The organism is Ruegeria sp. YTSC004 (assembly GCF_059609805.1).
This window is the reverse complement of the sequence record NZ_JBXWMJ010000006.1, coordinates 163,474-189,311: the sequence shown is the minus strand read 5'-3', so window position 1 is coordinate 189,311 and position 25,838 is coordinate 163,474. Positions and strand designations below refer to the sequence as shown.

The window sequence follows — 25,838 nt, the reverse complement described above, 5'->3', positions numbered from 1 at the left end:
CTCAAATTACAAAATGGATTTTTCAGCGAAGGCGGTGACCTGTTTCGGGATCAAATAGCATCGCGCGTTCCGGCCGCACTGACAGCCCGATGCGCTCACCTTGCTTGCTGCGCTGATCTTCTCGTTCCTCGACAATCAACTTATCGCCATTGGGCGTCAGCAAATACGTATAGCTCACGCCGCCAAGCGCTTCGGTCAGATCAACCGTGCAAGTGTCGCCTGCCCGGTCCACTGTGATGTGCTCCGGACGTATACCAAGAGTCACTTTGTTCATCCCAGCCGGTACGTTTACAGGCACATCCAACGGTTCACTAAGGGCCGGGTGCGAGACCTTCCCATCGACAATATCGCAGTCAAGGAAGTTCATTGCAGGCGATCCGATGAACCCCGCTACAAACCGATTGTCCGGGTCCCGATACAAGTCCATTGGCGCGCCGACCTGCTCGATCCGGCCATCGCGCAGCACCACTATCTTGTCGGCCATTGTCATCGCTTCGACCTGATCGTGGGTCACGTAGATCATGGTCGCGCCAATTTCATTGTGCAGTCGCGCGATCTCGACCCGCATTTCTACGCGCAGCTCCGCATCAAGGTTGGACAGAGGTTCGTCGAACAAAAACACCTCGGGCCCCCGCACGATGGCACGCCCGATGGCGACACGCTGGCGTTGCCCGCCGGACAAGGCCTTGGGTTTGCGCTTAAGGTATTGATCCAACTTGAGGATATTCGAGGCGTCTTGCACTTTCTTGTTGATCTCGGACTTGGGTACACCATTCATGCGCAATCCAAAGCCCATGTTCTCGGCCACGGTCATGTGCGGATAAAGGGCATAGGTCTGGAACACCATGGCCACGCCGCGCTTGGCCGGGTCCATATGGGTCACGTCGCGAGCGCCGATATGGACTTGCCCTTCGGTCGTTTCCTCAAGGCCCGCTATCATCCGCAGCAAAGTGGATTTACCACAACCCGAAGGGCCGACGAAGACACAGAACTCTCCATCTTCGATCTCCAGATCAATGCCGTGAATAACCTGCGTCTCGCCATACCGCTTGATCGCCTGGTTCAGAGTCACACCTGTCATGTCGCTTGCATCCTGTCTGTTTCGGCGCTCGGGCGGGTCTCGGGGAACCGCCAGGCCTGTGCTTCGGCTCCGATTTGTTCGGCCACACGGCGAACACGGGGAACCCAGGTTTCCAATTGGTCGAAATTCATCCGTTCGGTCGATCCGGTCACGGAAATCGCCCCCAACATCCGCCCGCCCGAGGTGAGGATTGGACAGGCAATGCAGATGATGCCGGGCTCATGCTCTTCGTCATCGACGGCATAGCCACGACTGCGGATCAGGTCGAGATCGGCGCGCAACGCCGCCTCGGATGTCAGTGTTTTGTCGGTAAAGCCGTGGTAGCTTTGCTGAGACGCGGCGCGGTCCAGCGCGGCCTCATCCAGAAACGCCATCATGGCTTTACCCACGCCTGTGCAATAGGCCGGACCGACCTTGCCAGCCTGCGAATACATCTCAATCGGCTGGGCTGCGTTGCGTTTATCCACGTACAGCACCTGATTTGAATCAAGCTGTGCCAAATGCACCGTTTCCCCGGTTTCCCGGCTCAATGCATCCAGAAACGGTCGCGCAATCGGCGCGAGCGAGCTTTGTGTCCACGCTGCATGAGCCAGCCGAACCAATCGCAAACCAGGCGTATATGTCTGTCGGTCCGGATCATACGACAGCATTCCCTGATTGGTCAGCGTTTGCAGGAACCGATACAGGGTCGCCTTGGGGAAATTGCTGCTTTCCAACAGCTCTGCGAATCGAACCGGGCGCGCGAACGCAGCCACCTGATCCAGCACATCACATGCTTTTCCTATTGTTCCGTCACCAGCCACGGATGCCTGTTCTCCTCCAATTAACCCATCGCAATCGGCACGAGGGTCTTGACAAGACTAACCGAGTTGATGTGTAGTTTTCAATATATAAAACACAGTTTCATTATTTGGAACTGCAAAAGTATAAAATGGAAGCTAAGGGAGGAAACCATGCATTCCATGTACAAGCGCACTGCCGCCGCTTTGGCAGCCAGTGTCGCACTTGCCGCACCTGTCGCCGCCGAACTGACCGGCGAGCTGCGAATCTTTCTCGATACCTCCAACCCGGCGCCACGCGCGACGATGGAGGCAATGATCGACCGTTTTGCGGAACAGCATCCGGGACTGGAGATCGAAACCACGGTAATCGACCGGGAGGCGTACAAGACCCAGATCCGCAACTTCCTGACTGCGGATACGCCGGACGTGGCGACGTGGTATGCGGCAAACCGCATGAAGCCCTACGTCGAGGCAGGCCTGTTCGAAGATGTATCGGACTTGTGGGCCGAACCTGAGATCGCCGAAAATCTGGCCTCGACCAAAGGTGCGATGACCATCGACGGCAAGCAGTGGGGTGTACCCTACACCTATTACCAGTGGGGTGTTTACTATCGCAAAGACATCTTTGACGAGCTGGGCCTGACCGAGCCAACGACTTGGGAAGAAGAGCTGGCGAACTGCCAGAAGATCGTCGATTCCGGTCGCGCCTGCTATACGATCGGCACCAAGTTCCTGTGGACCGCTGGCGGTTGGTTCGACTACCTAAACATGCGCACCAACGGGTTCGACTTCCACAACCAGCTCGCCAATGGCGAAATCAGCTGGGAAGACGACCGGGTCAAGCAGACCTTCGCCAACTGGAAACAGCTGATCGACATGGGCGCGTTCGTCGACAACCATCAGACGTACAGCTGGCAAGAGGCCCTGCCCTTCATGGTGAACGGCGAAGCCGCCGCCTATTTGATGGGTAACTTTGCCGTTGCGCCTCTGCGCGAAGCGGGACTGACCGACGACCAATTGGACTTCTATCAGTTCGTTTCTATCAACCCGGATGTAGAATTGGCGGAAGATGCGCCAACTGATACCTTCCACATCCCGGCCAACGCATCGAATAAAGAAGCTGCACGTGAGTTCCTGCGCTTTGCCGTTTCCGCGGATGAGCAAACTCAGATCAACAACGGCGCAAACCTGGGACAGCTGCCTGTGAATGCCCAATCGTCTGTTGATGACGACAAGTTCCTGCAGCAAGGCTTTGAGATGCTGTCCGCCAACAGCCCCGGTGGCGTGGCCCAGTTCTGGGACCGTGATGCACCTGCGGAAATGGCAAAAGTGTCGATGGAAGGCTTCCAGGAATTCATGGTCAAGCCGGATAATGCCGACCGTATCCTGTCCAAACTGGAACGCGCACGTCAGCGTATCTACGAGAACTAAACCGGTCTGGCCGGGCTTCTGCCCGGCCTGCACCACTTCGTGCGTAAGGCGGGTGCATACCCGACTTACACCTTTGACCTAAATCCGAGTGAGCACATGTCAGCCGTCGATGTCCCCGAACAGGAAAGCTGGTTCCACAGAAATCAACAGCGCATAGCGCCGTGGCTATTTTTGGCCCCGGGTCTGCTGTTCTTCATGGTCTATGTGATCATTCCGGTGTTCCAATCCTTCAATCTGTCTTTGTACGAATGGGATGGGCTCGGCGCAGCGGAGTATGTAGGCGTTCGCAACTACGAAGACCTGTATTGGGAATTTGTTGATCGTGACGCGTTCTATATTTCACTGAAGAACAACCTGATCTGGTTGATCATGTACCTGTTGGCGATCCCTGCGGGTCTGTTCATTGCTCTGTTCCTTAATCAAACCGTCTGGGGTATTCGGCTCTATAAGTCACTGTTTTTCTTCCCCTTTGTCATCTCTCAGGTCGTCGTCGGACTCGTTTTTACGTGGTTCTATGATCCGACTTTCGGCCTGTTGAACGAATTCCTGGGCTTCTTCGGCTTCGGCCCGCTGAATGTTCTGGGGGATGAGCGTTTCGTCACCTACGGCATCATCTTTGCCGGTCTCTGGCCGCAAACGGCCTATTGCATGATCCTGTATCTCACAGGCCTGAACGCTGTGGATCCTGAACAGATCGAGGCCGGACGTCTGGACGGTGCAAAAGGCGGGCGGATGCTGTGGCATATCATCCTGCCTCAACTACGCCCCGCCACCTTCATTGCTTTCGTTGTCACCATCATCGGCGCGCTTCGGTCATTCGACTTGATCTCGATCATGACCCAGGGTGGCCCGTTCGGTTCGTCCCGTGTGCTTGCCTATTACATGTTCGAAGTCGCGCTGTCAGAATACGGCTTCCGCATGGGATATGGCGCCGCCATCGCGGTGATCCTGTTCCTGATCATGCTGTGCTTCATCGCCTATTTCCTGTGGTCGATGTATCGCGAAGAAAGGGGGCACTAAGATGTTTCCCAAACCCATCGAAAAACAACCCCGCGGGGCACAGATCACCTACCAGGCGATGCTGCCGCTGGCTCTGCTGCTGTGGCTCGGTCCCCTACTGGCGGTGGCGTTGTTCTCGGTCAAACCGGCCGCCGACTTTACCAACGCAAACTACTGGGGAATGCCGTCCAGTTTTGAGGGCGCCTATAACTATGGGCAGGTATTTTTCAACTCGGACATGCCGCGCTATCTGTTGAACTCGTTCCTAATCACCGTTCCAACTGTGATCGGGGCCGTAGCACTTAGCTGTATGACCGGGTTCGCACTGGGGATCTACAAATTCCGCTCAAACCTCTGGATCTTCTTCATGTTTGTTGCGGGCAACTTTGTACCGTTCCAGATCCTGATGGTCCCTGTACGCGACCTGACCCTGGAATTGGGTCTCTACAACACCAAAACAGGCCTCGTCTTGTTCCACATCGCATTCCAGACGGGTTTCTGTACCCTGTTTATGCGAAACTTTATCCGCGCCCTGCCCTTCGAGTTGATTGAGGCCGCGCGCGTCGAGGGCATCAGCGAATGGCGTATTTTCTGGTACGTTGTCTTGCCGTTAATGAAGCCAGCGATTGCTGCGCTCAGCGTGTTGATCTTTACCTTTATCTGGAACGATTATTTCTGGGCCGTGGTTTTGACTCAGGGCGCGGAAAGCCAGCCCGTGACGGCCGGGATCACCAGTTTCAACGCCCAGTTTCGGGCTGCCTATCAATTGATGAGTGCCGGTTCCATCGTCGCGGCGTTGCCGCCGGTGGCCATGTTTTTCCTCATGCAGAAACACTTCATCGCGGGTTTGACCCTCGGTGCCGTAAAATAACGTCAAACCAAAGGTTTGCCACATGACAAAGATCACCTTTATCGGGGCAGGTTCCACGATATTCATGCAGAATATCGTGGGCGACGCCCTGTTGACCCCCGCATTGGCCGACAGCCACTTTGCTCTGATGGACATCGATACAATGCGTCTTGCAGAAAGCGAGGCCGTCACAAAGGCGATGATCCGCTCTGTCGGAACCGGGGCGACCGTTTCCACCCATACCGACCGGCGCGCCGCGCTGGAGGGTGCCGATTTCGTCATCACCACTTTTCAGATCGGCGGCTATAAGCCCTGCACGGTCACGGATTTCGAGATTCCCAAACAATACGGTCTACGCCAGACCATCGCCGACACGCTTGGCGTCGGAGGCATTATGCGCGGTCTGCGCACGGTTCCTGTGTTATGGGATGTCGCACAAGACATGATGCAGCTCTGCCCAAACGCGACGCTGCTTCAATATGTAAATCCGATGGCAATCAACACATGGGCTCTGGCTGAGCGTTTTCCGACGCTGAAGCATGTCGGCTTGTGCCATTCGGTCCAGAATACGGTCGAGGAACTGGCGCACGATCTGGACCTGCCCAAGGACGAATTCCGCTACAAAGTGGCAGGCGTGAACCACGTCGCTTTTTTCTTGAGGCTGGAGCATGACGGGCGCGATCTCTACCCTGCATTGCGGCAAGGGTATGCCAGCGGACAAATACCAAAACCACCACTGTTGATGCCACGTTGCGCCAACAAAGTGCGGTACGAAGTGATGGATCATCTGGGCTACTTTTGCACGGAAAGTTCCGAACACCTGGCGGAATACGTCCCGTGGTTCATCAAAGACGGCCGACGGGACCTGATTGAGCAGTTCAGTATCCCTCTAGATGAATACCCAACCCGCTGCGAAGAACAGATCGCCAGTTGGAAAGAACAGGCAAAGACCCTAACTGACGGGCGTGATATTGAAGTGATCCGAAGCCATGAGTTCGCCGCTGACCTGATGAATGCGATCGTGACTGATACGCCCTACGTGGCGTATGGGAACCTGCCCAATACTGGACAGATCCCTCAACTCCCCCTTGGCGCGGCTGTCGAAACACCTTGCCTTGTCGACACTAACGGTGTCCAACCTTCGGTCGTCACCGACATTCCACCGCAGCTGATCGCGTTAATGCGCAGCCAGATCAACGTGCAGGAACTGACTGTACGGGCATTGGTTGAGCAGAACCCCGAACACATTTATCACGCCGCCATGATGGACCCACATACGGCCGCTGAACTGGACCTGCGTCAGATCCGCAGTTTGGTTAGTGACCTGTTGGTGGCACATGCCGATTGGTTGCCAGACTGGTGCAAACCCGCCAAGGCGGCCTGATCCCAATTTTAGAAGGCTGAAAATAATGACAAAAAAACGCCGCTCTCAGCATTGGTATGGCAAGCTGGACAAGGATGGCTTTATCCACAGATCGTGGATGAAGAACCAAGGCTTTCCTGATCACGCCTTCGATGGTCGTCCGATCATTGGCATCTGCAACACGTGGTCGGAACTCACACCCTGCAACTCGGGCCTGCGTGATCTGGCCGAAGGTGTCAAACGCGGCGTGTGGGAGGCTGGAGGGTTTCCGGTCGAATTTCCCGTCATGTCGCTGGGCGAGACCCAAATGAAACCCACCGCCATGCTGTTCCGCAACCTGCTGGCAATGGATGTCGAGGAATCTATTCGCGCCTATGGCATCGACGGCGTAGTCCTGTTGGGTGGTTGCGATAAGACCACGCCGGGGCAGCTGATGGGGGCCGCTTCGGTAGATCTGCCCTCTATCGTGGTCAGCTCTGGCCCGATGTTGAATGGGAAGTACCAGGGAAAAGACATTGGTTCGGGCACGGATGTTTGGAAATTCTCAGAAGCTGTGCGCGCGGGTGAGATGACACTGAAGGATTTCATGAATGCCGAGTCCGGCATGTCACGCAGCGCCGGGGTCTGCATGACCATGGGCACGGCCTCGACCATGGCATCGTTGGTCGAAGCAATGGGCATGTCCCTCCCAACCAACGCCGCCCTACCAGCAGTTGATGCCCGCCGGATGGCGCTGGCGCATCTGACAGGCAAACGGATTGTGGAGATGGTGGACGAAGATTTAAAACCGTCGGACATCCTGACCAAGGAAGCGTTCGAAAATGCCATTCTGGCCAATGCAGCCGTTGGCGGCTCGACCAATGCAGTGGTGCATTTACTCGCGCTGGCGGGCCGCGTGGGGGTAGACCTGGCGCTGAAAGACTTTGAAATCGGGTCGGAAATCCCGCTGCTGGTGAACTGCATGCCCTCAGGGAAATACCTGATGGAGGATTTCTGCTACGCAGGCGGTGTGCCCGTGGTTCTGAACGAGTTGAAACCCTTCCTGCGCCCTGCAAAAACCGTTCTGAACAAAGATATCTCGGCGCATTTTGAGGGGGCAGAATGCTTTAACCCCAACGTCATCCGCCCCTTCGACAATCCGGTGAAACCCGCCGCGGGATTGCGCGTGCTGCGCGGAAACCTCGCGCCCAACGGGGCCATTGTGAAACCTTCGGCCGCGACGGATACGCTGCTGGAAACCGAAGCTGAGGCCTACGTTTTCGAGAACATCGAGGATTTGAAAGCCAATATCGACCGGGATGATCTGCCAGTGACGTCCGAAACCATTCTGGTCCTGAAGGGTTGCGGCCCAAAGGGCTATCCCGGCATGCCCGAAGTCGGGAACATGCCAATCCCCGGAAAATTGATCAAAGAAGGCGTGCGCGACATGATCCGTATCTCGGATGCGCGCATGTCAGGCACTGCATATGGCACCGTGATCCTGCATTTAAGCCCCGAGGCGCAAGCCGGAGGCACCTTGGCCCTTGTCAAAACCGGCGATCGTATCCGCGTGTCCGCCAGCAAGGGCGAATTAGAGCTGCTGGTCGATGAAAAGGAACTGGAAACCCGCCGTGCCACGTGGCAACCGGACGATCCGCACTACACGCGCGGTTACGCGAAACTCTATATCGACCACGTGCTACAGGCCGATAAAGGCGCGGACCTTGATTTTCTCGTTGGCAAAGACACGCGCCTTGTAACCAGAGAGAGCCACTGATGGACAATCCAGCCACATTCCACGACCTCAACGGCGCCTCGGTCTATATTACCGGCGGCGGCTCTGGTGTAGGGGCCGCACTGACAGACGGTTTTTTGGCCCAGGGCGCAAACGTTGCCTTTATCGGCCGCTCGGACGCCAGCGCATTCATTGAGGAAATGCGAGACAAACATGGCCGCGCGCCGCTGTTCATGCAGGGCGACATGACGGATACCGAATTGCTGCACGCCACAATGCAAAAGGCTGCCGAGGCACATGGACCTTTGGATGTGTTGGTCAACAACGCCGCTAACGACAAGCGTCACTCGCTTGAGGAAACCACCGCCGAGTTCTGGGACTGGATGATTGAGGTGAACCTCAAGGCCTACTACTTCGCTTGTCAGGAGGCTGCGCGCCAAATGACTGGCAAAGGGGGTTCAATCGTCAACTTCAGCTCGATCAGCTACATGATGGGGAATGCGGGGTACCCTATCTATACGACGTCGAATGCCGGTATCACGGGGATGACGCGATCATTGGCGCGCGAGTTGGGGCCGAAAAAAATCCGTATCAATGCGCTGGCTCCCGGATGGGTTTTGACGCAAAAGCAACTTGATATGTGGGCGACGCCGGATGACTTGGCAGCGCATTTGGAGCGCCAGTGCCTGAAAGAACACCTGACGCCCGAAGACATGATCGCACCGACATTGTTCCTGGCCTCGGATGCCAGCCGCGCGATGACCGGACAGTGCATGGCCGTCGATGGCGGCGTTGTGGTAACGGGGTAAGGCCATGAATGCAGAGTGGATAGCCGTCGACTGGGGAACATCCCAACTGCGGGCCTGGGCTATGCAGTCCGACACCGTACTGGCGCAAAGGCAGTCTGACCGCGGCATGGCGCGTCTGAGTAGAGATGACTTCCAATCTGTCTTGCTGGACCTTATCGAAGATTGGTTGGGCGCTGAACCTGTCGATGTTGTGGCTTGCGGCATGGTCGGTGCGCGGCAAGGCTGGGTCGAAGCCCCCTACTCGGCCGTCCCGTCAGCGCCACTGCCTGATGCGCCTATACGGGTACCCGGTACCGATGCCCGGATACGCGCATTCGTGGTGCCTGGGCTGAAGCAGAACGCACCGCCGGATGTGATGCGCGGCGAGGAAACTCAAATTTCTGGCTTTCTGGCAACCCGCCCGAACTGGGACGGGGTTATCTGCCTGCCCGGGACGCATTCAAAATGGGTTCAGATCAGCGCAGGAGAAGTCGTGAGCTTTCGAACGTTCATGACAGGTGAGATGTTTGAGCTTCTCTCCGAGCAATCAGTGCTCAAGCATTCGGTCGGTGACGGCTGGGACGCCGATGCCTTTGCAGAAGCTACGGCAGACACGTTGTCAAAACCCGAACAATTGGCTGCACGTCTGTTTGGACTGCGGGCGGCGGATTTGTTGCACGATCAGGACAAGGGGACAGCCCGGGCAAAATTATCCGGGCTCTTGATCGGGGCTGAACTGGGCGCAACACGCCCCTATTGGTTGGGGCAGCAGCTGGCAATCATCGGCGCTGAAGGGATTTCCCAAATCTATGCGGGCGCGTTGCAACTGCAGGGTGCTTTCGTGGACACCGCTAGCGCAACCCAATGCACATTGGCAGGCCTGTCGCAGGCCCGTAAACTAACGAGGCAAACCGCATGAACCGCCCCATCATCGCCATATTGCGTGGCTTGCAACCGGCAGAAGCCGTCGATGTGGGTCATGCCCTGATCGAAGCCGGTATCGACAAGATCGAGGTTCCGTTGAATTCGCCTGACCCGCTGAACAGCATTGAATCGTTGGCCAGCTCATTCGGCGATCAAGCTCTGATCGGCGCTGGCACGGTTCTGACCCCCGAACAGGTCGAAGCCGTTGCGCAAGTTGGCGGTAAGCTGATCGTTTCCCCGAATTATGACGCCGAGGTCATTGTGCGTTCTGTCGCACTAAACATGCAAAGCTGGCCGGGCGTCTATACCCCGACCGAGGCGTTTGCGGCACTTAAGGCTGGCGCGACGGGATTGAAACTGTTCCCGGGTGTCACTGCCGGGCCAAGTGGATTGGCCGCACTGCGACCTGTATTGCCATCGGGGACTTTGGTCTATGCCGTTGGTGGCGCTGGACCTGAGAACTTCGCCGAATGGATCAAGGCTGGGGCAGACGGGTTTGGCATCGGATCGGCCCTGTTCAAACCGGGGATGTCCGTCGCGGAAATTGCCGGTCAGGCCAAGCGGATCGTCGCTGCCTATGACGAGGCAACTGGATGAGCTTTGTTTTTGACGACCGTCCATGTGAGTTAGGCGAAGGGCCCCTGTGGCATCCTGAACGCAATCAACTGTTCTGGTTCGACATCATCAACAAACGTCTGATGACGCAGACAGCGGGCGAGCAACACAGCTGGCAGTTTTCGGAACATGTCTCAGCGGCAGGTTGGGTGGACCGGGATACAATAGTGATGGCATCGGAAACCGGTCTGTGGCGGTTTGGTTTGGACAGCGGTCAAAAAGACCTGATCGTCTCGCTTGAGGCGAACAACCCGGACACCCGCTCCAATGACGGGCGCGCAGACCCGTGGGGCGGGTTCTGGATCGGGACGATGGGAAAGAACGCTGAAAAGCAGGCTGGCGCGATCTATCGGTACTGGCAGGGTGAGCTGCGCCTGCTTGTGCCCGAGGTCACAATCTCGAACGCGATCTGTTTTGCCCCAGACAGGTCCTGCGTCTATTACACCGATACAGTCACACAACAGGTCAGGCGCTGCTCGCTGGAGGCTGAGATGGGCTGGCCCGAAGGCAATAGCACGGTGTTTCTCGACTTGCGCGCTGATGGCCTTTACCCCGATGGTGCTGTGGTCGACGCAGAAGGCAATATCTGGATCGCCCAATGGGGGGCAAACCGTGTCGCCTGCTACGAACCGAACGGACGGTTTCGGCATGCGGTCTCGTTTCAGGCCGCACATACATCTTGTCCCGCCTTTGGCGGCGACGATCTGACGACGCTGTTTTGCACCACTGCCCGTCAGGGGTTGGACGCAGACACTGTTGAAGCACAACCAACCAATGGCATGACCTTTGGCGCATTGGACGCGGGCACAGGCCAAGCAGAACACAGAGTCCTTCTATGAAACCAGAACTTGGTGTTTGCTATTACCCGGAACATTGGCCCGAGGCCATGTGGGCCGAAGACGCGGCTCGAATGGTCGAAACTGGCATAAGCTGGGTCCGGATCGGTGAGTTTGCCTGGAGCAGAATGGAGCCAGTTCCCGGTGAGCTGCAGTTGGATTGGCTGGACCGTGCAATCGACACGCTGGGGGCGGCTGGGCTCAAGGTTGTGCTGGGGACGCCCACTGCGACACCTCCGCGTTGGATGCTTGAGAAATATCCCGACATGCTGGCGGTGGATGCGCAAGGAAACCCCCGCAAATTCGGCTCACGCAGGCATTATTGTTTTAGCCATCCGGGTTATGTCCAGGAATCCGTCCGCATCGCCCGGATCATGGGCGAGCGCTACGGGCAAAACCCGCATGTTGCGGCCTGGCAGATCGACAATGAATATGGTTGTCACGATACGACCGTCAGTTACGGCCCCGCCGCTCTGCATGCCTTTCGGCTTTGGCTAAAGGATCGATACGGCAGCATTGACGCGCTAAACGAGGCATGGGGCAACATATTCTGGGCGATGGAGTATCGCGATTTCGACCAGATTGATCTGCCCAATCTGACAGTGACCGAACCCAACCCGGCGCATGTTCTGGCGTTCCGGCGTTTCAGTTCGGATCAGGTCGTTGCGTATAACAAAGCCCAGGCAGATGTACTGCACGCCTTGACCGATGCGCCTTTGTTGCACAATTATATGGGCCGAGTGCTGGATTTCGACCATTTCAAGGTTGGCGAAGATCTGGATATCGCCACATGGGACAGCTACCCAATCGGCTTCCTCTCCGACCGGCTAGAGGCGGATGAAGCGCACAAAACCGCCTTTCTTCAGCAGGGCGACCCGGACATGCAGGCATTTCACCATGACCTGTATCGCGCGGTCGGCCGAGGCCGTTGGTGGGTGATGGAGCAGCAACCCGGCCCGGTGAATTGGGCACCATACAATCCGGCACCACTACCTGGAATGGTTAAGCTTTGGTCGCTTGAGGCAGTGGCGCACGGGGCAGAGGTCGTCAGCTATTTCCGCTGGCGGCAGGCCCCGTTTGCACAAGAGCAAATGCATGCGGGGTTGCTGACACCCAACAACCGCCCTGCCCCGGCCCTGACCGAGGCAAAGCAGACTTCGGACGCGTTGTCAGAAATAGGCAACGTTGTGCAAACACAGGCCCAGGTGGCCATCCTGTTCGACTACGCCTCGGATTGGGCTTGGTCGACACAGCCTCAGGGGGCGGGATTTGACTATTTCCGTCTGGTTTTCTCGGCGTATCGCGCCTTGCGGCGGGCTGGCTTGTCTGTGGACTTCGTGTCCTCAACCAACATTCCGCGTGTTGGCTACAAGTTCATCCTTGCTCCGGGGATAGCCACCGTGAGCGACAATTTGGAGCGACAATTGGCGGAGGTCAGTGATCTGCTCATCCTGGGTCCACGCAGCGGGGCGATCACACATGATTTCCAGATTCCTCGGGCACGACCCGGTCTGAACGGTCTGAAATGCGACGTCGATTTGGTCGAGACACTGCCGCCTAACATCCGCCGTGGCGTTGAAGGCGGCGGCGCGGCGCAACATTGGATCGACAGGGTTTCGGGTACTGCCCCCAATTTGCTGACATTTGCAGACGGCACCCCTGCGCTTTTGGGTGAAAATCGTCTTTGGTATCTGGCAGGTTTCCCGGATGACACATTATGGGACCGGGTTGTTGAAATGGCCGCGCGCAAAACCGACGTTGCCCTTCATCCGATGCCCAAGGGGTTGCGCCGTCGCGAGACGGCCACGCATGTTTTCCTAATCAACTACAACGCGCAACCGGTCGCATGGAACGGTGACGTCGTTGACGCCTGTGACGTAGCACTCACGCAGAAAGATGCGCCCGAAGAGGAATAACCTCTCCGGGCGCTGGTTTTGGATTTCGCTCCGAAACCTACTGGTCAGTCTGCAGACTGTTGGGGTCGAACGCGCCCCCGAAACCACCGTTGTTTGAAGGTGGAGTTTCAGTATCCGAACTCTCCTCTTCCGCGTCGCCACCCAGAGCATTCGGCGCGAAGACGTTGCCAAAACCACTGTTGTTGGACGGTTTCGGTGTGGATTGCTGCGCACCACCTTGTTCGGCTTCTTCGGCCTCACGCTTTTTGCGCTGTTCTTCGCGCTGCTTGCGCAGCTCTTGAATACGCTGTTCGGCTTCTAGGCGTTTCTGCTCTTTCACATTGGCGATGCATTGGCCGGGGTTGTAGGCCGTTGCGGTGCCAACGACAGTGATCGTCGCAACCGCAAACACAACCAGCAAGACAGCCGCCATGTTGCCAGCAAAGAAGCTGGGCAGCTTAATCTTGCCGGCCAGCTCCTCAACTGTGGCGCTCTTGCGGGCTGCGGCCACCAGTTCCTGACGCTTGAGCTTGGCTTCGTTCAACAAGGCAAAGAACACTGTCAGTGCCACGATGATGAAGGCCAGAGCCGAAATGGCAGGCGTAATGCCGTAGCGCACCTTTTGCGCCAGTTCGATCGTCAGCGTCGGGTATTCACCAAAGGTGAAAGTGGTGGTGTTGTAGTTCTCGAACGAAGCGAGGAACGCCAGCACTGCAGCCGAGGCAATCGCAGGACGCATGAAGGGCAACAGGATCTTGCGGAAAGCCTGAGCATGCGTTGCACCAAGGTCCAGTGCCGCTTCGGTCAATGCCACATCGTAACGCTGCAGGCGCGCCACAAGAACCAACATGCAATAGCTTGCAATGAAGGTAGATTGGCCGATTACCGTCAGGAAGATACCGTTGGACAGGAAGCTATCTGCACCCAGTCCCAGCATCCGGTTGATCCGATCCCAGAACACCAAAGTCGAGATGCCCAGAACAACACCCGGGATCAGGATCGGAGCGATGATGATCGTATAGTAGGTCGCCCGTAACTTAGGCCAGATCTGGGTCAGCATCAGCGCACCGGCCAGACCCATCGCCACCGACAGAACAACCGTTCCGGCGCCAATGATCAGCGAGTTCTTGATGCCGTTCAGGATACGCTGATCCTGAAACAGCTCGCCGAACCACTGGAAGGTCAGACACTCCCACGGCGTCATCCGTGGGAAAGCCGACGAGTTGAAGGCCGTGACCGACATGATTACCAGCGGGCCCAACAGGTACAGGAAGAAGATGATCAGATAGACCCAGATGCTTACACGAAGGAAGGAATTATTCATTTCCCGATATCCCCCATGTTCACCTTGAACAGGCGCATCATCGCCAGCACGAACAGGATACAGGTCACCAGAAGAACGATGGCGTAGGCAGCACCTTGCGGCCAGTCATTGTTGTCATTGAATTGCTGGTAAATCAGCTGCGTGAACCACAGACTTGACGGTCCGCCCAGGATTTGCGGCGCGGCCAGCGCACCGGCGCTTAGCATGAACACCATGGTACAGCCCGAGCTGATGCCCGGCTTGGCGTAAGGAATGACCACACGCCAGTGAATTCGCCACCATGGCGCACCAAGATCACGCGCGGCCTCGATCTGGTTTTTGTCCAGACTTTCGATCACGTTGTACATCGGGAAGATCATCAGCAGGATGTAGGCATAGCCAAGACCCGCATAGAGCGCGATGTCATTGCGAATAAAGTCAAACGGCGTATCCCAGATGCCCAGCCCCACGAACAGGGTATTCAAAACACCGGTCTCACCAAAGATAATCCGCAGGGCAAAGGCGCGCAAAATCTCGTTGATCCAATATGGGATGATCAGCATGATCGCGAAGATGCGAATGTGGCTGCCTTTGGACTGACCCAGGTAGTAAGCGATCGGGTAACAGAGGATCAGGTTGAAGACCGTCACACAGACTGCGGCCAGCAGTGTGCGAAAAAAGACCCTCAGGTCGACTGCATTATAGGACTGACTGCCGCCTTCGGGGCCATAGATCAGGTATTTGTAGTTCTCCAGCGTATAAACGTCCTTAGGCCCGCCAATCTCGGGCGGTGGCAGGTTCGGACGGAAGGAGAAATCCAGCATCGACAGCTGGGGCAGAATGATCAGGCCAATGGTCCAGAACAGGACAAGACCCAATATTGCGGCGCCCATGCCGATGCCGTTTCGGTTGAAGAATTCTTTCAGGAAGCCTGGCATAGAAGGCCCCCTTATTCTGCGGCCAAATCACCCGCCGGAACCAGAACCGCATTGCGAGTCTCATATTCCAACGTGATGTTTTGGCCTGTGTGGTCATCGAAGGATTGGCCGAGATTTGGCAAGGACACCTTGATCTCTTTACCGCCGTCACCTTCGGTGAAGATGTTGAAGACGTTACCTTCGAATTCTTCGTGGTTCACCCGCGCGGTGACAAAGTGATCTCCTGATGCGCCATCGGCAGCGATCGCAAAAGCTTCGGGGCGAATGAACATCATGGCGTCATCGCCCACTTTCAGCTTTCCTTGGTTGGCGGTCGAGATACGTGCAACCAATTCACCAGACCGGTTTGTTGAAATCAGCGCTTCGTTCCCCATTATCTGTTTAATTTTGCCGCGGAACACGTTGTTTTCACCTACGAAAGAGGCGGCGAATGCAGTGTTGGGATCATTATAGATGGTCTTGCCATCGGCGATTTGATCGATGACACCAGCCCGCATGACCGCGATATTGTCTGACATGGTCAAGGCTTCGCCCTGGTCGTGGGTGATATAGATGAAGGTGATGCCGACGCGCTTTTGAATCTCACGCAGCTCGGTGCGCATATGCTGGCGCAGTTTGAGGTCCAGCGCGGACAACGGCTCATCCAGCAGCAGTACATCCGGTTCCGCACATAGCGCGCGGGCGATGGCAACCCGTTGTCGCTGACCGCCGGACAGTTCACTTGGCAGCTTGTCACCTTGATCGGGCAGCGCGATCATGTCCAGCAGCTCATCGGCACGCTTTCGGCGCTCTTTTGCGCTTGCGCCACTGATCTCCAATGAGAAGGTGATATTTTCCCACACTTTCATCAGCGGGAACAACGCGAGGTTCTGAAAAATCAGGGCGGTCGGGCGTTTGTTCGGGCCGATGCCCCGCATATCCTTGCCGCCGATCAGAACTTTGCCTTCGCTTGGTTCAAGAAAGCCCGAAACTGCCCGCAGGATCGTTGTTTTGCCGCACCCCGAGGGACCGAGAAACGAAAAGAAATCGCCCCCGTTGATGTTCACGTTTGCATCCCTCACGGCAACAAAATCACCGAAACGGATCCACAGGTTCTCAAGATCTACACCGACCCCTGCACTCATTTTTGGTATCTCCGTCAGGTACAGTCCATGACCGCACCGAAATAGCGTCCGTCACGCCTTTGTGGCATGCGGGTTGATAGCCCTCCGCACAGTGGCGGAGGGCACCTTGTCAAAGCAATCAGGCGCTTTTGAACTTGTTGACGAACTCGGTCCGAGTTTCGGCATACCACGGAGCCTCAGCAGGCCATGGGTTCAGGTTTGCCAGCGAGTCGCCCGGATAGGCCTCAGCGAAGTTCTTCTTGTAGGTGTCGCCCGCATATTGGTCGGCACCCAGAACTGGCGAGTTGTAGCCGTGGCTATCGATGGCGACACCTGCAGGCTTGGCCTGATAGGCGAAATCAATGAAGGCATAAACCTGATCGATGTTCTGCGCACCGGTCGGCATCGACATACCGTCGACCCATGCCATCGCACCTTCGACCGGAGCCTGATAGTGCACCGGCTCACCCGCTGATTTCAGCGCCAGCGGCGGACCATCCCAGGTCTGGCCGACAATAACGCCTTCGTTCAACAGGCCGTTTTTCTGGGTGTCGGCATCATTCCAGATCAGCTTGATCCGGTTCTTCCGCTCGACGCACCAGTCAGTGATTTGGCCCCAGACCTTGCGCATGGTGTCTTCGTCGCCGTACGCGGCCCAGACAGAGCCAGGCTCCATCTCGCCAGAGGCTTCCATATACAGTCCCGCGCCCAGCATCATCGAGTGTGCGCGACCCATGGTCTTGCCTGCGTTTGCTTCGGACCAGACGTCCCCATAGGACGGGGCGTCGCCCTCGGGCAGCCACAGGTCGGTGCGGTAGGCAATGCCTTCGGTACCCCAGATATGCGGCAGCCAGTGCACGCCGCTGTCAGCAAAGTTCCAGGCGTCGGTGCCGATCTGCGCCATCGCAGGGTTCACCAGATCAATCGGAACCTTGTTCATGTCGAAGGGCTGCAACAGTTCCAGCGGCCCCCACTGAAGCGAGCGGTTGTTCGTCGGCGACACGATGTCAAAGCCTTGGCCCTTGGTGGCCTTCATCTTGTTGATGATTTCTTCGTTCGACCCGATACCGGTATAGTTCACCTTGATTCCGGTCAGAGTTTCAAACTCTTGCAGGAATGCGGGCGGCAGATAGTCCGACCACATCAGAATGTTGATTTCACCCGAAGATGCCAGAGCGCTTTTGCTGTAAAGCGGCGCAGCAAGGGCAGCCGCACCCGCGCCTTTCAGAATCGAGCGTCTGGAAAGGGTTTTCCGTTCAGCCATATTATGGTTCTCCCGTTATTGGACTGTGTTGTTTTGTTATTATGATTGCCACGCTAGAACTTTGCGGGGGCATTGTCAGGCCAAAAGTGACGGATTGGCAATTTCGTATATCCAGATTGCGATTTAATCTAGCAAATATGGTTAGTTACCCCCTGGGATCGCAGTCACATTTTGAGACCGGAGCAGCTTATTTTGGCAATGTTTCGTAAGAAATTGACACGGCTGCCCGTCAAGCTCGGGACTAGGCTTTGCGCCGCAATTCAAAAGGGGAAAAGAAGTATTTGCCATGCCCGACCGAAAGAACTCACGTCAAAAACAGTCATAAACTGCATGCATTTGGAAACGCACACAGACCTCGGGACTTACCACTGCGGGGCACAGACAACGTTCCAAACTGTGCAGTAAGCGGCATTCGCGTACTGTGCCGCACCTTTCGATCATCATGCGCCGCTCGCGGTCACTTCCTCATGGACAGGCCCTGGTGAAACAAGTGAACCTTGCCCGGATCTGCCGAAACGGCAACGGTTTGGCCCCGCATGTTTTTTTGGACCCCCGGCAGTTTTGCGATTGTGGGGTCCTCCCCGTCCTTGGCGGCAAAATACAACAGCGTGACCTCGCCAAGTGCTTCGGTAAAGTCCACAATCCCTTCCATAATCGGATTGCTTTCAACGGGGTGAAAGTCTTCGGGACGCACTCCGATATTTACCTGTTTACCCTCGTCAGCTGCGTCGGTTGGGATGCTGGTCACCGCGGTCCCACCACCATCCAGTTTTACGACGGTGCGCTCACCAGTCTGCGTGATGACCCCCGGCAAAAGGTTCATTGCAGGTGAGCCAATAAATTGCGCGACAAACTCATTGTCAGGCGTTTCGTATAGTTCGAGAGGGGTGCCAACCTGTGCGATCCCCTTGTTGGCCAGGACGACAATTCGTGTGGCCAATGTCATCGCCTCGACCTGATCGTGGGTGACATAGACCATCGTGCTGTCGGGCATTGCCTCTTTCAGACGCGCGATTTCAATGCGGGTCGCGACGCGCAGCGCTGCGTCAAGATTGGAAAGCGGTTCATCGAACAGATAGACCTTTGGATCGCGCACGATCGCCCGACCGATTGCAACCCGTTGCCGCTGGCCACCAGAAAGTGCCTTTGGAAGCCGATCCAGAAACGGTTCCAGCTGAAGGATACGGGCGGCGCGATCAACCGCCGCGTCGACCTCGTCCGATGGCATTTTGGCGATCTTCAATGCGAAAGCCATATTTTCGCGTACCGTCATGTGCGGATACAGGGCATAGCTTTGGAAAACCATCGCAATGCCCCGCTGCGCTGGCGGCACGTCGTTCATCACCTGGCCTTCGATCTCAAGCGTTCCGCCAGTGATCTTTTCTAGCCCCGCAATCATACGCAGCAACGTGGATTTACCGCAACCCGAAGGCCCGACAAATACAATCAATTCACCGCGTTCGATGTCGAGGTTAATGTTCTTTAAGACATCAACATTGCCATACGTTTTGGCAACATCCGTGAGATTGAGTTCAGACATAACTTACCCCTGTACCCGAGCCATCAAACAGAATTGGGCCGCACCGAGGGTGATGGTCCCCGCCCCTCCGACACCGCCCAACTCTTGCCCGATTGCTTGCCAGTTATCGTCGGGCAGTGTGATTTCCGCGCTGTCAGATCCCAAATTGAACGCGCAGAATATCTGTTGGGCATTGTCCTCACGCAAGAAGGTCAGGATCGGTCCAGACTGCGCCATCTCGCGCTGCTGGCCAGACATCAATGCGGAATGCGCGTGGCGCAACGCGATGGCACGGCGATAGTGGTGCAACGTCGAATTTGGCTCTTGCTCTAACCGGTCAACCGCACGCTCGGCCTGCGTTTGGCTGACGGGCAACCAGGGGGCTCCAGTACTGAACCCGGACTGTTCGTCCTGCGCAGCCCAAACCATCGGAGTGCGGCAACCATCACGGCCCTTGAACTCCGGCCAGAATTCTATGCCGTAAGGGTCCTGCAGATGTTCAAATGGAACATCCGCCTCGGGCAGGCCAAGTTCTTCGCCTTGGTACAAGCATGCTGACCCACGCAGGCACATCATCAGCACTGCATGTTGACGGATGGCTGCGTCGTCCAGCCCCCACCGCGACGCGTGACGCTGAACATCATGGTTTGAGAACGCCCAGCAAGGCCATGCATCGCCAGCCTTTTCTTCCAACTGATCAAACACCTGTTTGGCGTATGCGGCGGTCAAAGCGCGTTTTTCAAGAAACTCAAAAGCATAACACATATGCATGCGCTTATCGCCACTGGTATACTCACCCATGATCTCAAGACCGCGCTGCGCGTCGCCAACCTCGCCCAAACAAGCACGGCCTTCGTATTCGTCCGTTAGTGCGCGCAACCGCTCGAGGAAGGCGATGTTTTCCGGCTGGCTTTTGGAATGAAGGTGATCCTGATGGTTATAGGGGTTCACCATGGGCGCGATCGAGGCATTGCGCTGATCCATCGGCAGGCCAGGGTTGTCGCGCAGTTGTTTGTCGTGGAAATAGAAGTTGATCGTGTCCAGACGGAAACCATCCACGCCCAAGTCCAGCCAGAACCGCGCCACATCCAGCAATGCATCCTGCACGTCCGAGCAATGGAAGTTCAGATCCGGCTGCGACGTCAGGAAATTGTGCAGATAGTACTGCAAGCGCCGGGAATCCCACTGCCATGCGGACCCACCAAAAATTGACAGCCAGTTGTTTGGCGGAGTGCCGTCGGGCTTGGGATCAGCCCAAACATACCAGTCGGACTTGGCATTTTCGCGACTGGACCGGCTTTCCTTAAACCATGGGTGCTGATCCGACGTGTGCGACAGCACGAGGTCAATCATCACCTTCAGCCCAACTGAATGCGCCTGATCCAAGAGTTCCTTAAAGTCCTCCATGGTTCCGAACATCGGATCAACATCACGATAGTCGCTGACGTCGTAACCGAAGTCCTTCATCGGTGATTTGAAGAAGGGCGAGATCCAGATTGCGTCGACGCCAAGCGAAGCGATGTAACCAAGCCTTTGGGTGATACCCTTGAGATCTCCAATTCCATCGCCGTTGCTGTCCTGAAAACTGCGTGGATAGATCTGGTATATCACTCCGCCCCGCCACCATTCGGCGGCTGCTTTGGTTGCTGTTTCGAGTTTCACGGTGTTCTGCACGTTCATCAGACGCCTCTACTTAACGGACCCGGCCAACAGACCGCGGACCAGATATTTTTGCATTGCGAAGAAAACAATCAGCGGGACGATGATCGAAACAAAGGCCGCTGTGGCAAGGATTTCCCAATTCCCGCCGCGCGTGCCTAAAAGCTCGACGATGCGGTTGGTCATGACGGTGGTCTGTCCGGATGCGTCGATCAGGAACACCTTAGCTACCAGCAAGTCATTCCACGTCCAGAGAAACTGGAAGATCGCAAAAGACGCCAGCGCTGGAAAGCTGAGCGGCAAGATCAACTTGGTAAAGATCTGAAACTCGGTCGCGCCATCGACCCGCGCGTTTTCGATCAGATCGCGGGGCAGACCCGCCATGTAGTTACGCAAAAGATAAATCGCCAGCGGCAACCCGAACCCGGTGTGTGCCATCCAAACCCCCAAATACCCTTTGCCAATCCCAATATTCAGGTGGAATTTCAGCAACGGGATCAGGGCCAGTTGCAGCGGGACAACCAACAGACCAACGACAGCCGCAATAAGCAACGCGCGCCCGGGGAAATCCATCCAGGCCAGCGCGTAGGCTGCAAAAGCCGCCACGAGAATCGGAATGATCGTTGCCGGTATCGTCACGGTCAACGTGTTGAAAAATGCGCGTCCCATACTGTCGGTGCTGTCTTCTGCCAGAAGAACCTTGTGATAATTGTCTAAGGTAAACTCAGGCGGCAATTCTGCAGTTACAAAAACACGCGATCCGCGGCTGCCGGTGAACTCGTCCGGGTTCTCCATGCGGTAATTCCCTGCAGCATCTACGGTGATTGTGCCGCCCTTTCGCAGCACAGCTGTTTCGCCGGGGGCAAAGGCATCGATCGCGCGAGAGCTGATCCCCCATTTTGAGATTGTCGCCTTCGTCCCTTCGTCAAACAGATTGCCTTCGATCACGTACAGCCCGTTTTCGAGTACCTGGGTATCCGGGGCCGCGCTGCGAAGGGTCAGGTTTTGTTCGGACGGGAACAGCGACCGCCACCAACCACTGGTTGCGATCTGGTCCGCCGTGCGGAAAGATGAAATCAGCAAGCCAAGCGTGGGTACCACCCACAGCACCACCAGAAAGAGAACCGAGGCATGGACGACCCAGCGAAGGGCGGGTTTGGTTCCTGCAATATCGCTCATTGCCCTACTCCATCTCTTTCCGTGCGTTGCGCACATTCCAGACGAGAATCGGAGCCACCAGGAGCATAATAACCATGGCCGAAGCGGACCCGACGCCCCAGTCATTCGCTCGGAACAGCTTGTCGTACATGTAGTTGGCAAGAACCTGCGTCTCCCATTGGCCGTTGGTCATGGCGAAGACGATGTCAAAGACCTTGAGGACAGTAATGGTGATCGTGGTCCAGACGACAAGGATAGTAGTTTTGATCTGCGGCACTTTGATCCGAAAAAAGATCTGGAACGGATTGGCGCCATCCAAAATTGCGGCTTCAATCGTTTCTTCGGGGATACCACGCAAGGCGGCCGACAGGATGACCATTGCAAAACCAGTCTGAATCCAGATCAGGACAACCATCAGCAAAAAGCTGTTCCAGAACGGTATCGTAAGCCACGTCTGCGGCTCGGTCCCGCCAAAGAAAATATACAGCGCATTCAGCATTCCGATCTGATCTTGTTCGGCCGGACGTGTGTCATAGACCAGCTTCCAGATAACCGATGCCCCAACAAACGAGATCGCCATAGGCATAAAGATCAGCGACTTGGCCAGATTCCCCCAACGAATGCGGTCAGTCAGCTGTGCCACCAACAGGCCAAAGGCCGTCGACATTGCAGGCACAATGATCAACCAGAACATGTTGTTGCGCATTGCTTCCCAAAACTTGGGCTCCTTGGCCATCTGGATATAGTTGTCCAGCCCGACCCATTTGTAGCCGCCGCCTGGGACGCGGTCCGTCAGTGACAGGCGCAGGGTTTCGACAACCGGATAGGCCAGATACAAGCCCAAAGCAGCCAGCGCTGGGAATAGAAACAACCAAGGCCGGATCATGTTCGCGCGGTTGATATTGCGGCCAGCATTCGGCCCCCGAGGCGGGAAAAGAACTCTGTCCAGAAACTGATTGGATAGATAGAAATAGCCCACGCAACCTGACACGCCGATGGCGATGGTCAGCAGGCCTTGAAATGCCGGGTGCATGCCGCTCTCCCTTGCGACGATAGGTTCGGGCAACCCGGCAGAGCGGGTTGCCCAATCTCAGACGCTTTAGTCCAGCGCGTCCCACGAGGACTGGATTTCGTCGGCGACGTCCTGGGCAGGTGTTCCGCCCGTATAGTCGACCATTCCAGTCCAGAAGGTGCCTGCACCCACGCCGCCCGGCATCAGGTCGGAACCGTCAAACCGGAAGGTGGTGGCCCCCAGAAGAATGTCATTCATCTTCTTCAGCGTAGGGTCTGAGAAGACCGAAGTATCGACGCCTTTGTGCGGCGTCAGGAACCCGGTCAGAGCCATCCAGGCTTCGTGCGCCTCGGGTGTTTCCAGGTATTTCATCAGCGCATGCGCGCCCGGGCCGTCATTGGTGATCGCCCAAACTGTGCCGGCCCCAAGGACCGGGCTGCCAAGATCCTTGCCTTCATAGGCCGGGAAGTAGAAGAAATCGGCATCTTCGCCCACAACCGTGCCTTCAGGGAAGAAAGCGGGAATGAATGAAGCCTGACGGTGCATGTAGCACTGCGGAGGTGAGCTGAACATTCCCTTCGGGCTGTCACGGAAGTCAGTCGTTGCAACCGCACCTGCTCCACCGGCCACGTAATCATCGTTGCGCGCAAACGCTCCGAATTCTTCAATCGCGGCAACAACCTTAGGATCGTTAAACTTTAATTCGTTGGCGACCCAGGCGTCATAATCTTCGGGCGGCAACGTGCGCAGCATCATGTCTTCAACCCAGTCAGTCGCTGGCCAACCGGTCGCTCCGCCGGACCCCAGCCCGATGCACCATGGCGTTTCGCCATCTGCAACGATCTGATCGGTCAGCGCCTTCAGCTCTTCCATTGTGGTCGGGATTTCATAGCCGGCGTCTTCGAAGTTCTCCGGCACAAACCAAACCAGCGATTTCACGTCGACCTTGTAGAAAAACCCATACAGATGGTCCTGCCCGTCCGGGCCCTGATAGGTTCCCAGATCCACCCAGGATTGGCCGGCCGCATAGTTGTCGCGAATCCAATCCGCAGTTCCTTCACTCAGGGGCGTCAGGAATCCCGCCTTGGCCATATCTGATGCCAGACCGGGTTGGGGAAACACTGCTACGTTGGGCGCCGATCCGGCTTCGGCATCAATTCTGATCTGCTGCTCAAAGCTGTCCGAGCCCACATAGCTGTACTCATGCCCAGTCGCTGCGGCAAAGCCGTCCAAAACCTTTTCGACATTTTCCTGATCAGGCCCCAGCCACGGGCCGAACACGGTGACCTTGTCGGCATGCGCCGCGCCCGCCATCAGGGCGAACGTGGCCGCGCCTGCGTAAAGCGAGTGTTTCATGAAGTTTCCTCCCAACTTTGCTCGCGCTTTTGAGACTCTTTTTCAAAGCGCTTTGGATGACGCACTTTATCCGCTAACATTCAAATTTTGTCAATAATCTGTTTACTGATGCCCATATTATTAATATTCAGGGCAGTGTCAGCAAGATGTGACAGTCGGGCGGGAAGCGCCTGCAATTTTGCAAATGATCAAATTTGAAGGCGCTTTGAGGCGAAGATGAATCTAAAGCAGCTCTCAGAAATCCTTGGTTTATCTCAAACCACTGTCAGCCGCGCGCTGAATGGCTACCCCGAGGTGAACGAGGACACGCGCCTGCGCGTCCAAGCCGCCGCTGCCAAGCATGGCTACCGGCCGAACAGCCGGGCCAAGGGATTGGCAACAGGTCGCTCGATGGTGATTGGGCACGTGATTCCCTCCTCATCCCAGCATGAAATGGTAAACCCGATTTTTGGTGATTTTGTCGCCGGTGCTGCACGCAAGTATTCGGATCATGGATATGACATGATGTTCACCAACGCCGATGACACCTCGATCGAGGAAGCCTATCGCAGTCTTTTTCAACGCGGCGCGGTTGATGGAATTGTTTTGCAAGGCCCCAAAGTCAACGAGCACCGGATCGAGGTCCTGACCAGAATGGGCGTGCCCTTTATTGTTCATGGCAGGTCAACCGGGGTGGACGTGCCTTATGACTGGATCGACGTGAACAACAAAAGTTCGTTCCTGCGCGCCACCCGGTTTCTGATCGACCTTGGGCATCGTCGCATTGCCCTGATCAACGGGCTTGAGGATATGGATTTCGCTCAACGTCGCCGCGACGGATATCTTGAGGCCCTGCATGAGGCAGGTCTGTCCCCCGACCCGGAATTGATGCGCAGCGCCGAGATGACCGAGGTTTATGGCCACCATGAATCCCGCGATATGCTTCGCCTGGATGACCCACCTACGGCCATCCTGACCGCATCCATGATTTCCGCGATCGGTGTGCGCCGTGCTCTCAACGAGGCGGGGTTGAAGATGGGCAAGGACGTATCAGTCATCGCCCATGACGACGATCTTTCTTATCTGAAAAACGGTCAGGATGTGCCAATTTTCACGGCCACACGGTCATCCGTGCGTCGAGCCGGAGAAATAGCCGCTGAAATGCTGATCGAACGCATCAAATCTCCGGAAGACCCGGTAAAAACTAGATTGCTGGAGGCCGAACTGGTAGTTGGCGGCTCGACCGGCCCCGCTCCCAACAGGTTCTGA

22 protein-coding genes are annotated in these 25,838 nt (G+C 56.4%); 11 read left to right on the top strand and 11 right to left on the bottom strand.

Going from position 1 to position 25,838, the window contains the following annotated elements:
* Positions 1-22 precede the first annotated feature (22 nt).
* Both AC2FFP_RS12855 and AC2FFP_RS12850 read right to left on the bottom strand, forming a co-directional pair.
* Positions 23-1,081 (bottom strand): ABC transporter ATP-binding protein, encoded by a 1,059-nt coding sequence (locus tag AC2FFP_RS12855; protein ID WP_496766392.1) that lies wholly within the window; start codon positions 1,079-1,081, stop codon positions 23-25.
* A complete protein-coding gene (locus AC2FFP_RS12850; RefSeq protein ID WP_496766382.1) occupies positions 1,078-1,884 on the bottom strand; it encodes an IclR family transcriptional regulator in 807 nt (268 codons plus the stop codon). Before AC2FFP_RS12850 ends, AC2FFP_RS12855 begins: the two co-directional genes overlap by 4 nt.
* A 150-nt stretch (positions 1,885-2,034) precedes the next feature.
* On the opposite strand from AC2FFP_RS12850, the gene AC2FFP_RS12845 reads away from it, so the two are divergent.
* From AC2FFP_RS12845 to AC2FFP_RS12800, 10 genes are all read left to right on the top strand, one after another.
* Positions 2,035-3,294: an ABC transporter substrate-binding protein gene (locus tag AC2FFP_RS12845; RefSeq protein WP_496766380.1), complete on the top strand. Its 1,260-nt coding sequence runs from the start codon at positions 2,035-2,037 to the stop codon at positions 3,292-3,294.
* 96 nt (positions 3,295-3,390) lie between these two features.
* Positions 3,391-4,314: a carbohydrate ABC transporter permease gene (locus AC2FFP_RS12840; protein ID WP_496766378.1), complete on the top strand. Its 924-nt coding sequence runs from the start codon at positions 3,391-3,393 to the stop codon at positions 4,312-4,314.
* Between the two features lies 1 nt (position 4,315).
* Complete coding sequence (locus AC2FFP_RS12835; protein ID WP_170418690.1) at positions 4,316-5,164, top strand: carbohydrate ABC transporter permease; 849 nt, start codon at positions 4,316-4,318, stop codon at positions 5,162-5,164.
* A 22-nt stretch (positions 5,165-5,186) separates the two neighbouring features.
* On the top strand, positions 5,187-6,527 hold the full coding sequence (locus AC2FFP_RS12830; RefSeq protein ID WP_496881118.1) for an alpha-glucosidase/alpha-galactosidase: 1,341 nt from the start codon (positions 5,187-5,189) through the stop codon (positions 6,525-6,527).
* 25 nt (positions 6,528-6,552) lie between these two features.
* A complete protein-coding gene (locus AC2FFP_RS12825) occupies positions 6,553-8,262 on the top strand; it encodes an IlvD/Edd family dehydratase (RefSeq protein ID WP_496844338.1) in 1,710 nt (569 codons plus the stop codon).
* Entirely contained in the window at positions 8,262-9,029 is a 768-nt protein-coding gene (locus AC2FFP_RS12820) for an SDR family NAD(P)-dependent oxidoreductase (RefSeq protein ID WP_496766372.1), read from the top strand. Before AC2FFP_RS12825 ends, AC2FFP_RS12820 begins: the two co-directional genes overlap by 1 nt.
* Positions 9,030-9,033: 4 nt before the next feature.
* A complete protein-coding gene (locus AC2FFP_RS12815; protein WP_496766370.1) occupies positions 9,034-9,927 on the top strand; it encodes a 2-dehydro-3-deoxygalactonokinase in 894 nt (297 codons plus the stop codon).
* Positions 9,924-10,529 (top strand): 2-dehydro-3-deoxy-6-phosphogalactonate aldolase, encoded by a 606-nt coding sequence (locus AC2FFP_RS12810; protein ID WP_496881117.1) that lies wholly within the window; start codon positions 9,924-9,926, stop codon positions 10,527-10,529. Before AC2FFP_RS12815 ends, AC2FFP_RS12810 begins: the two co-directional genes overlap by 4 nt.
* Positions 10,526-11,386 (top strand): SMP-30/gluconolactonase/LRE family protein, encoded by an 861-nt coding sequence (locus AC2FFP_RS12805; protein WP_496881116.1) that lies wholly within the window; start codon positions 10,526-10,528, stop codon positions 11,384-11,386. The genes AC2FFP_RS12810 and AC2FFP_RS12805 overlap by 4 nt, the downstream gene beginning before the upstream one ends.
* Positions 11,383-13,299, top strand: a complete 1,917-nt coding sequence (locus AC2FFP_RS12800; RefSeq protein WP_496766364.1) for a beta-galactosidase — start codon at positions 11,383-11,385, stop codon at positions 13,297-13,299. Before AC2FFP_RS12805 ends, AC2FFP_RS12800 begins: the two co-directional genes overlap by 4 nt.
* Before the next feature lie 37 nt (positions 13,300-13,336).
* Here the strand turns inward: AC2FFP_RS12800 and AC2FFP_RS12795 are convergent, their stop codons facing one another.
* The 9 genes from AC2FFP_RS12795 to AC2FFP_RS12755 form a co-directional block, all read right to left on the bottom strand.
* A complete protein-coding gene (locus tag AC2FFP_RS12795) occupies positions 13,337-14,602 on the bottom strand; it encodes an ABC transporter permease (protein WP_496766362.1) in 1,266 nt (421 codons plus the stop codon).
* Positions 14,599-15,519 (bottom strand): ABC transporter permease, encoded by a 921-nt coding sequence (locus AC2FFP_RS12790; RefSeq protein WP_496766359.1) that lies wholly within the window; start codon positions 15,517-15,519, stop codon positions 14,599-14,601. Before AC2FFP_RS12790 ends, AC2FFP_RS12795 begins: the two co-directional genes overlap by 4 nt.
* Before the next feature lie 11 nt (positions 15,520-15,530).
* Positions 15,531-16,643 (bottom strand): ABC transporter ATP-binding protein, encoded by a 1,113-nt coding sequence (locus tag AC2FFP_RS12785; protein ID WP_496844335.1) that lies wholly within the window; start codon positions 16,641-16,643, stop codon positions 15,531-15,533.
* 118 nt (positions 16,644-16,761) lie between these two features.
* Complete coding sequence (locus AC2FFP_RS12780) at positions 16,762-17,886, bottom strand: extracellular solute-binding protein (protein ID WP_496766357.1); 1,125 nt, start codon at positions 17,884-17,886, stop codon at positions 16,762-16,764.
* A 457-nt stretch (positions 17,887-18,343) separates the two neighbouring features.
* The gene (locus tag AC2FFP_RS12775; protein ID WP_496844334.1) at positions 18,344-19,426 is read right to left on the bottom strand and encodes an ABC transporter ATP-binding protein; all 1,083 of its coding nucleotides are present in this window, start codon (positions 19,424-19,426) and stop codon (positions 18,344-18,346) included.
* A 3-nt stretch (positions 19,427-19,429) separates the two neighbouring features.
* The gene (locus tag AC2FFP_RS12770; protein WP_496766353.1) at positions 19,430-21,085 is read right to left on the bottom strand and encodes an alpha-amylase family glycosyl hydrolase; all 1,656 of its coding nucleotides are present in this window, start codon (positions 21,083-21,085) and stop codon (positions 19,430-19,432) included.
* Between the two features lie 9 nt (positions 21,086-21,094).
* A complete protein-coding gene (locus AC2FFP_RS12765; protein WP_496778319.1) occupies positions 21,095-22,243 on the bottom strand; it encodes a carbohydrate ABC transporter permease in 1,149 nt (382 codons plus the stop codon).
* Between the two features lie 4 nt (positions 22,244-22,247).
* Positions 22,248-23,255 (bottom strand): carbohydrate ABC transporter permease, encoded by a 1,008-nt coding sequence (locus AC2FFP_RS12760; protein ID WP_170418733.1) that lies wholly within the window; start codon positions 23,253-23,255, stop codon positions 22,248-22,250.
* Positions 23,256-23,321: 66 nt separating this feature from the next.
* Positions 23,322-24,590, bottom strand: a complete 1,269-nt coding sequence (locus tag AC2FFP_RS12755; RefSeq protein ID WP_496766349.1) for an ABC transporter substrate-binding protein — start codon at positions 24,588-24,590, stop codon at positions 23,322-23,324.
* A 216-nt stretch (positions 24,591-24,806) separates the two neighbouring features.
* Between AC2FFP_RS12755 and AC2FFP_RS12750 the strand changes: the two genes are divergently transcribed.
* Positions 24,807-25,838, top strand: coding sequence for a LacI family DNA-binding transcriptional regulator (locus AC2FFP_RS12750; RefSeq protein WP_496724758.1), 1,032 nt, complete (start codon positions 24,807-24,809; stop codon positions 25,836-25,838).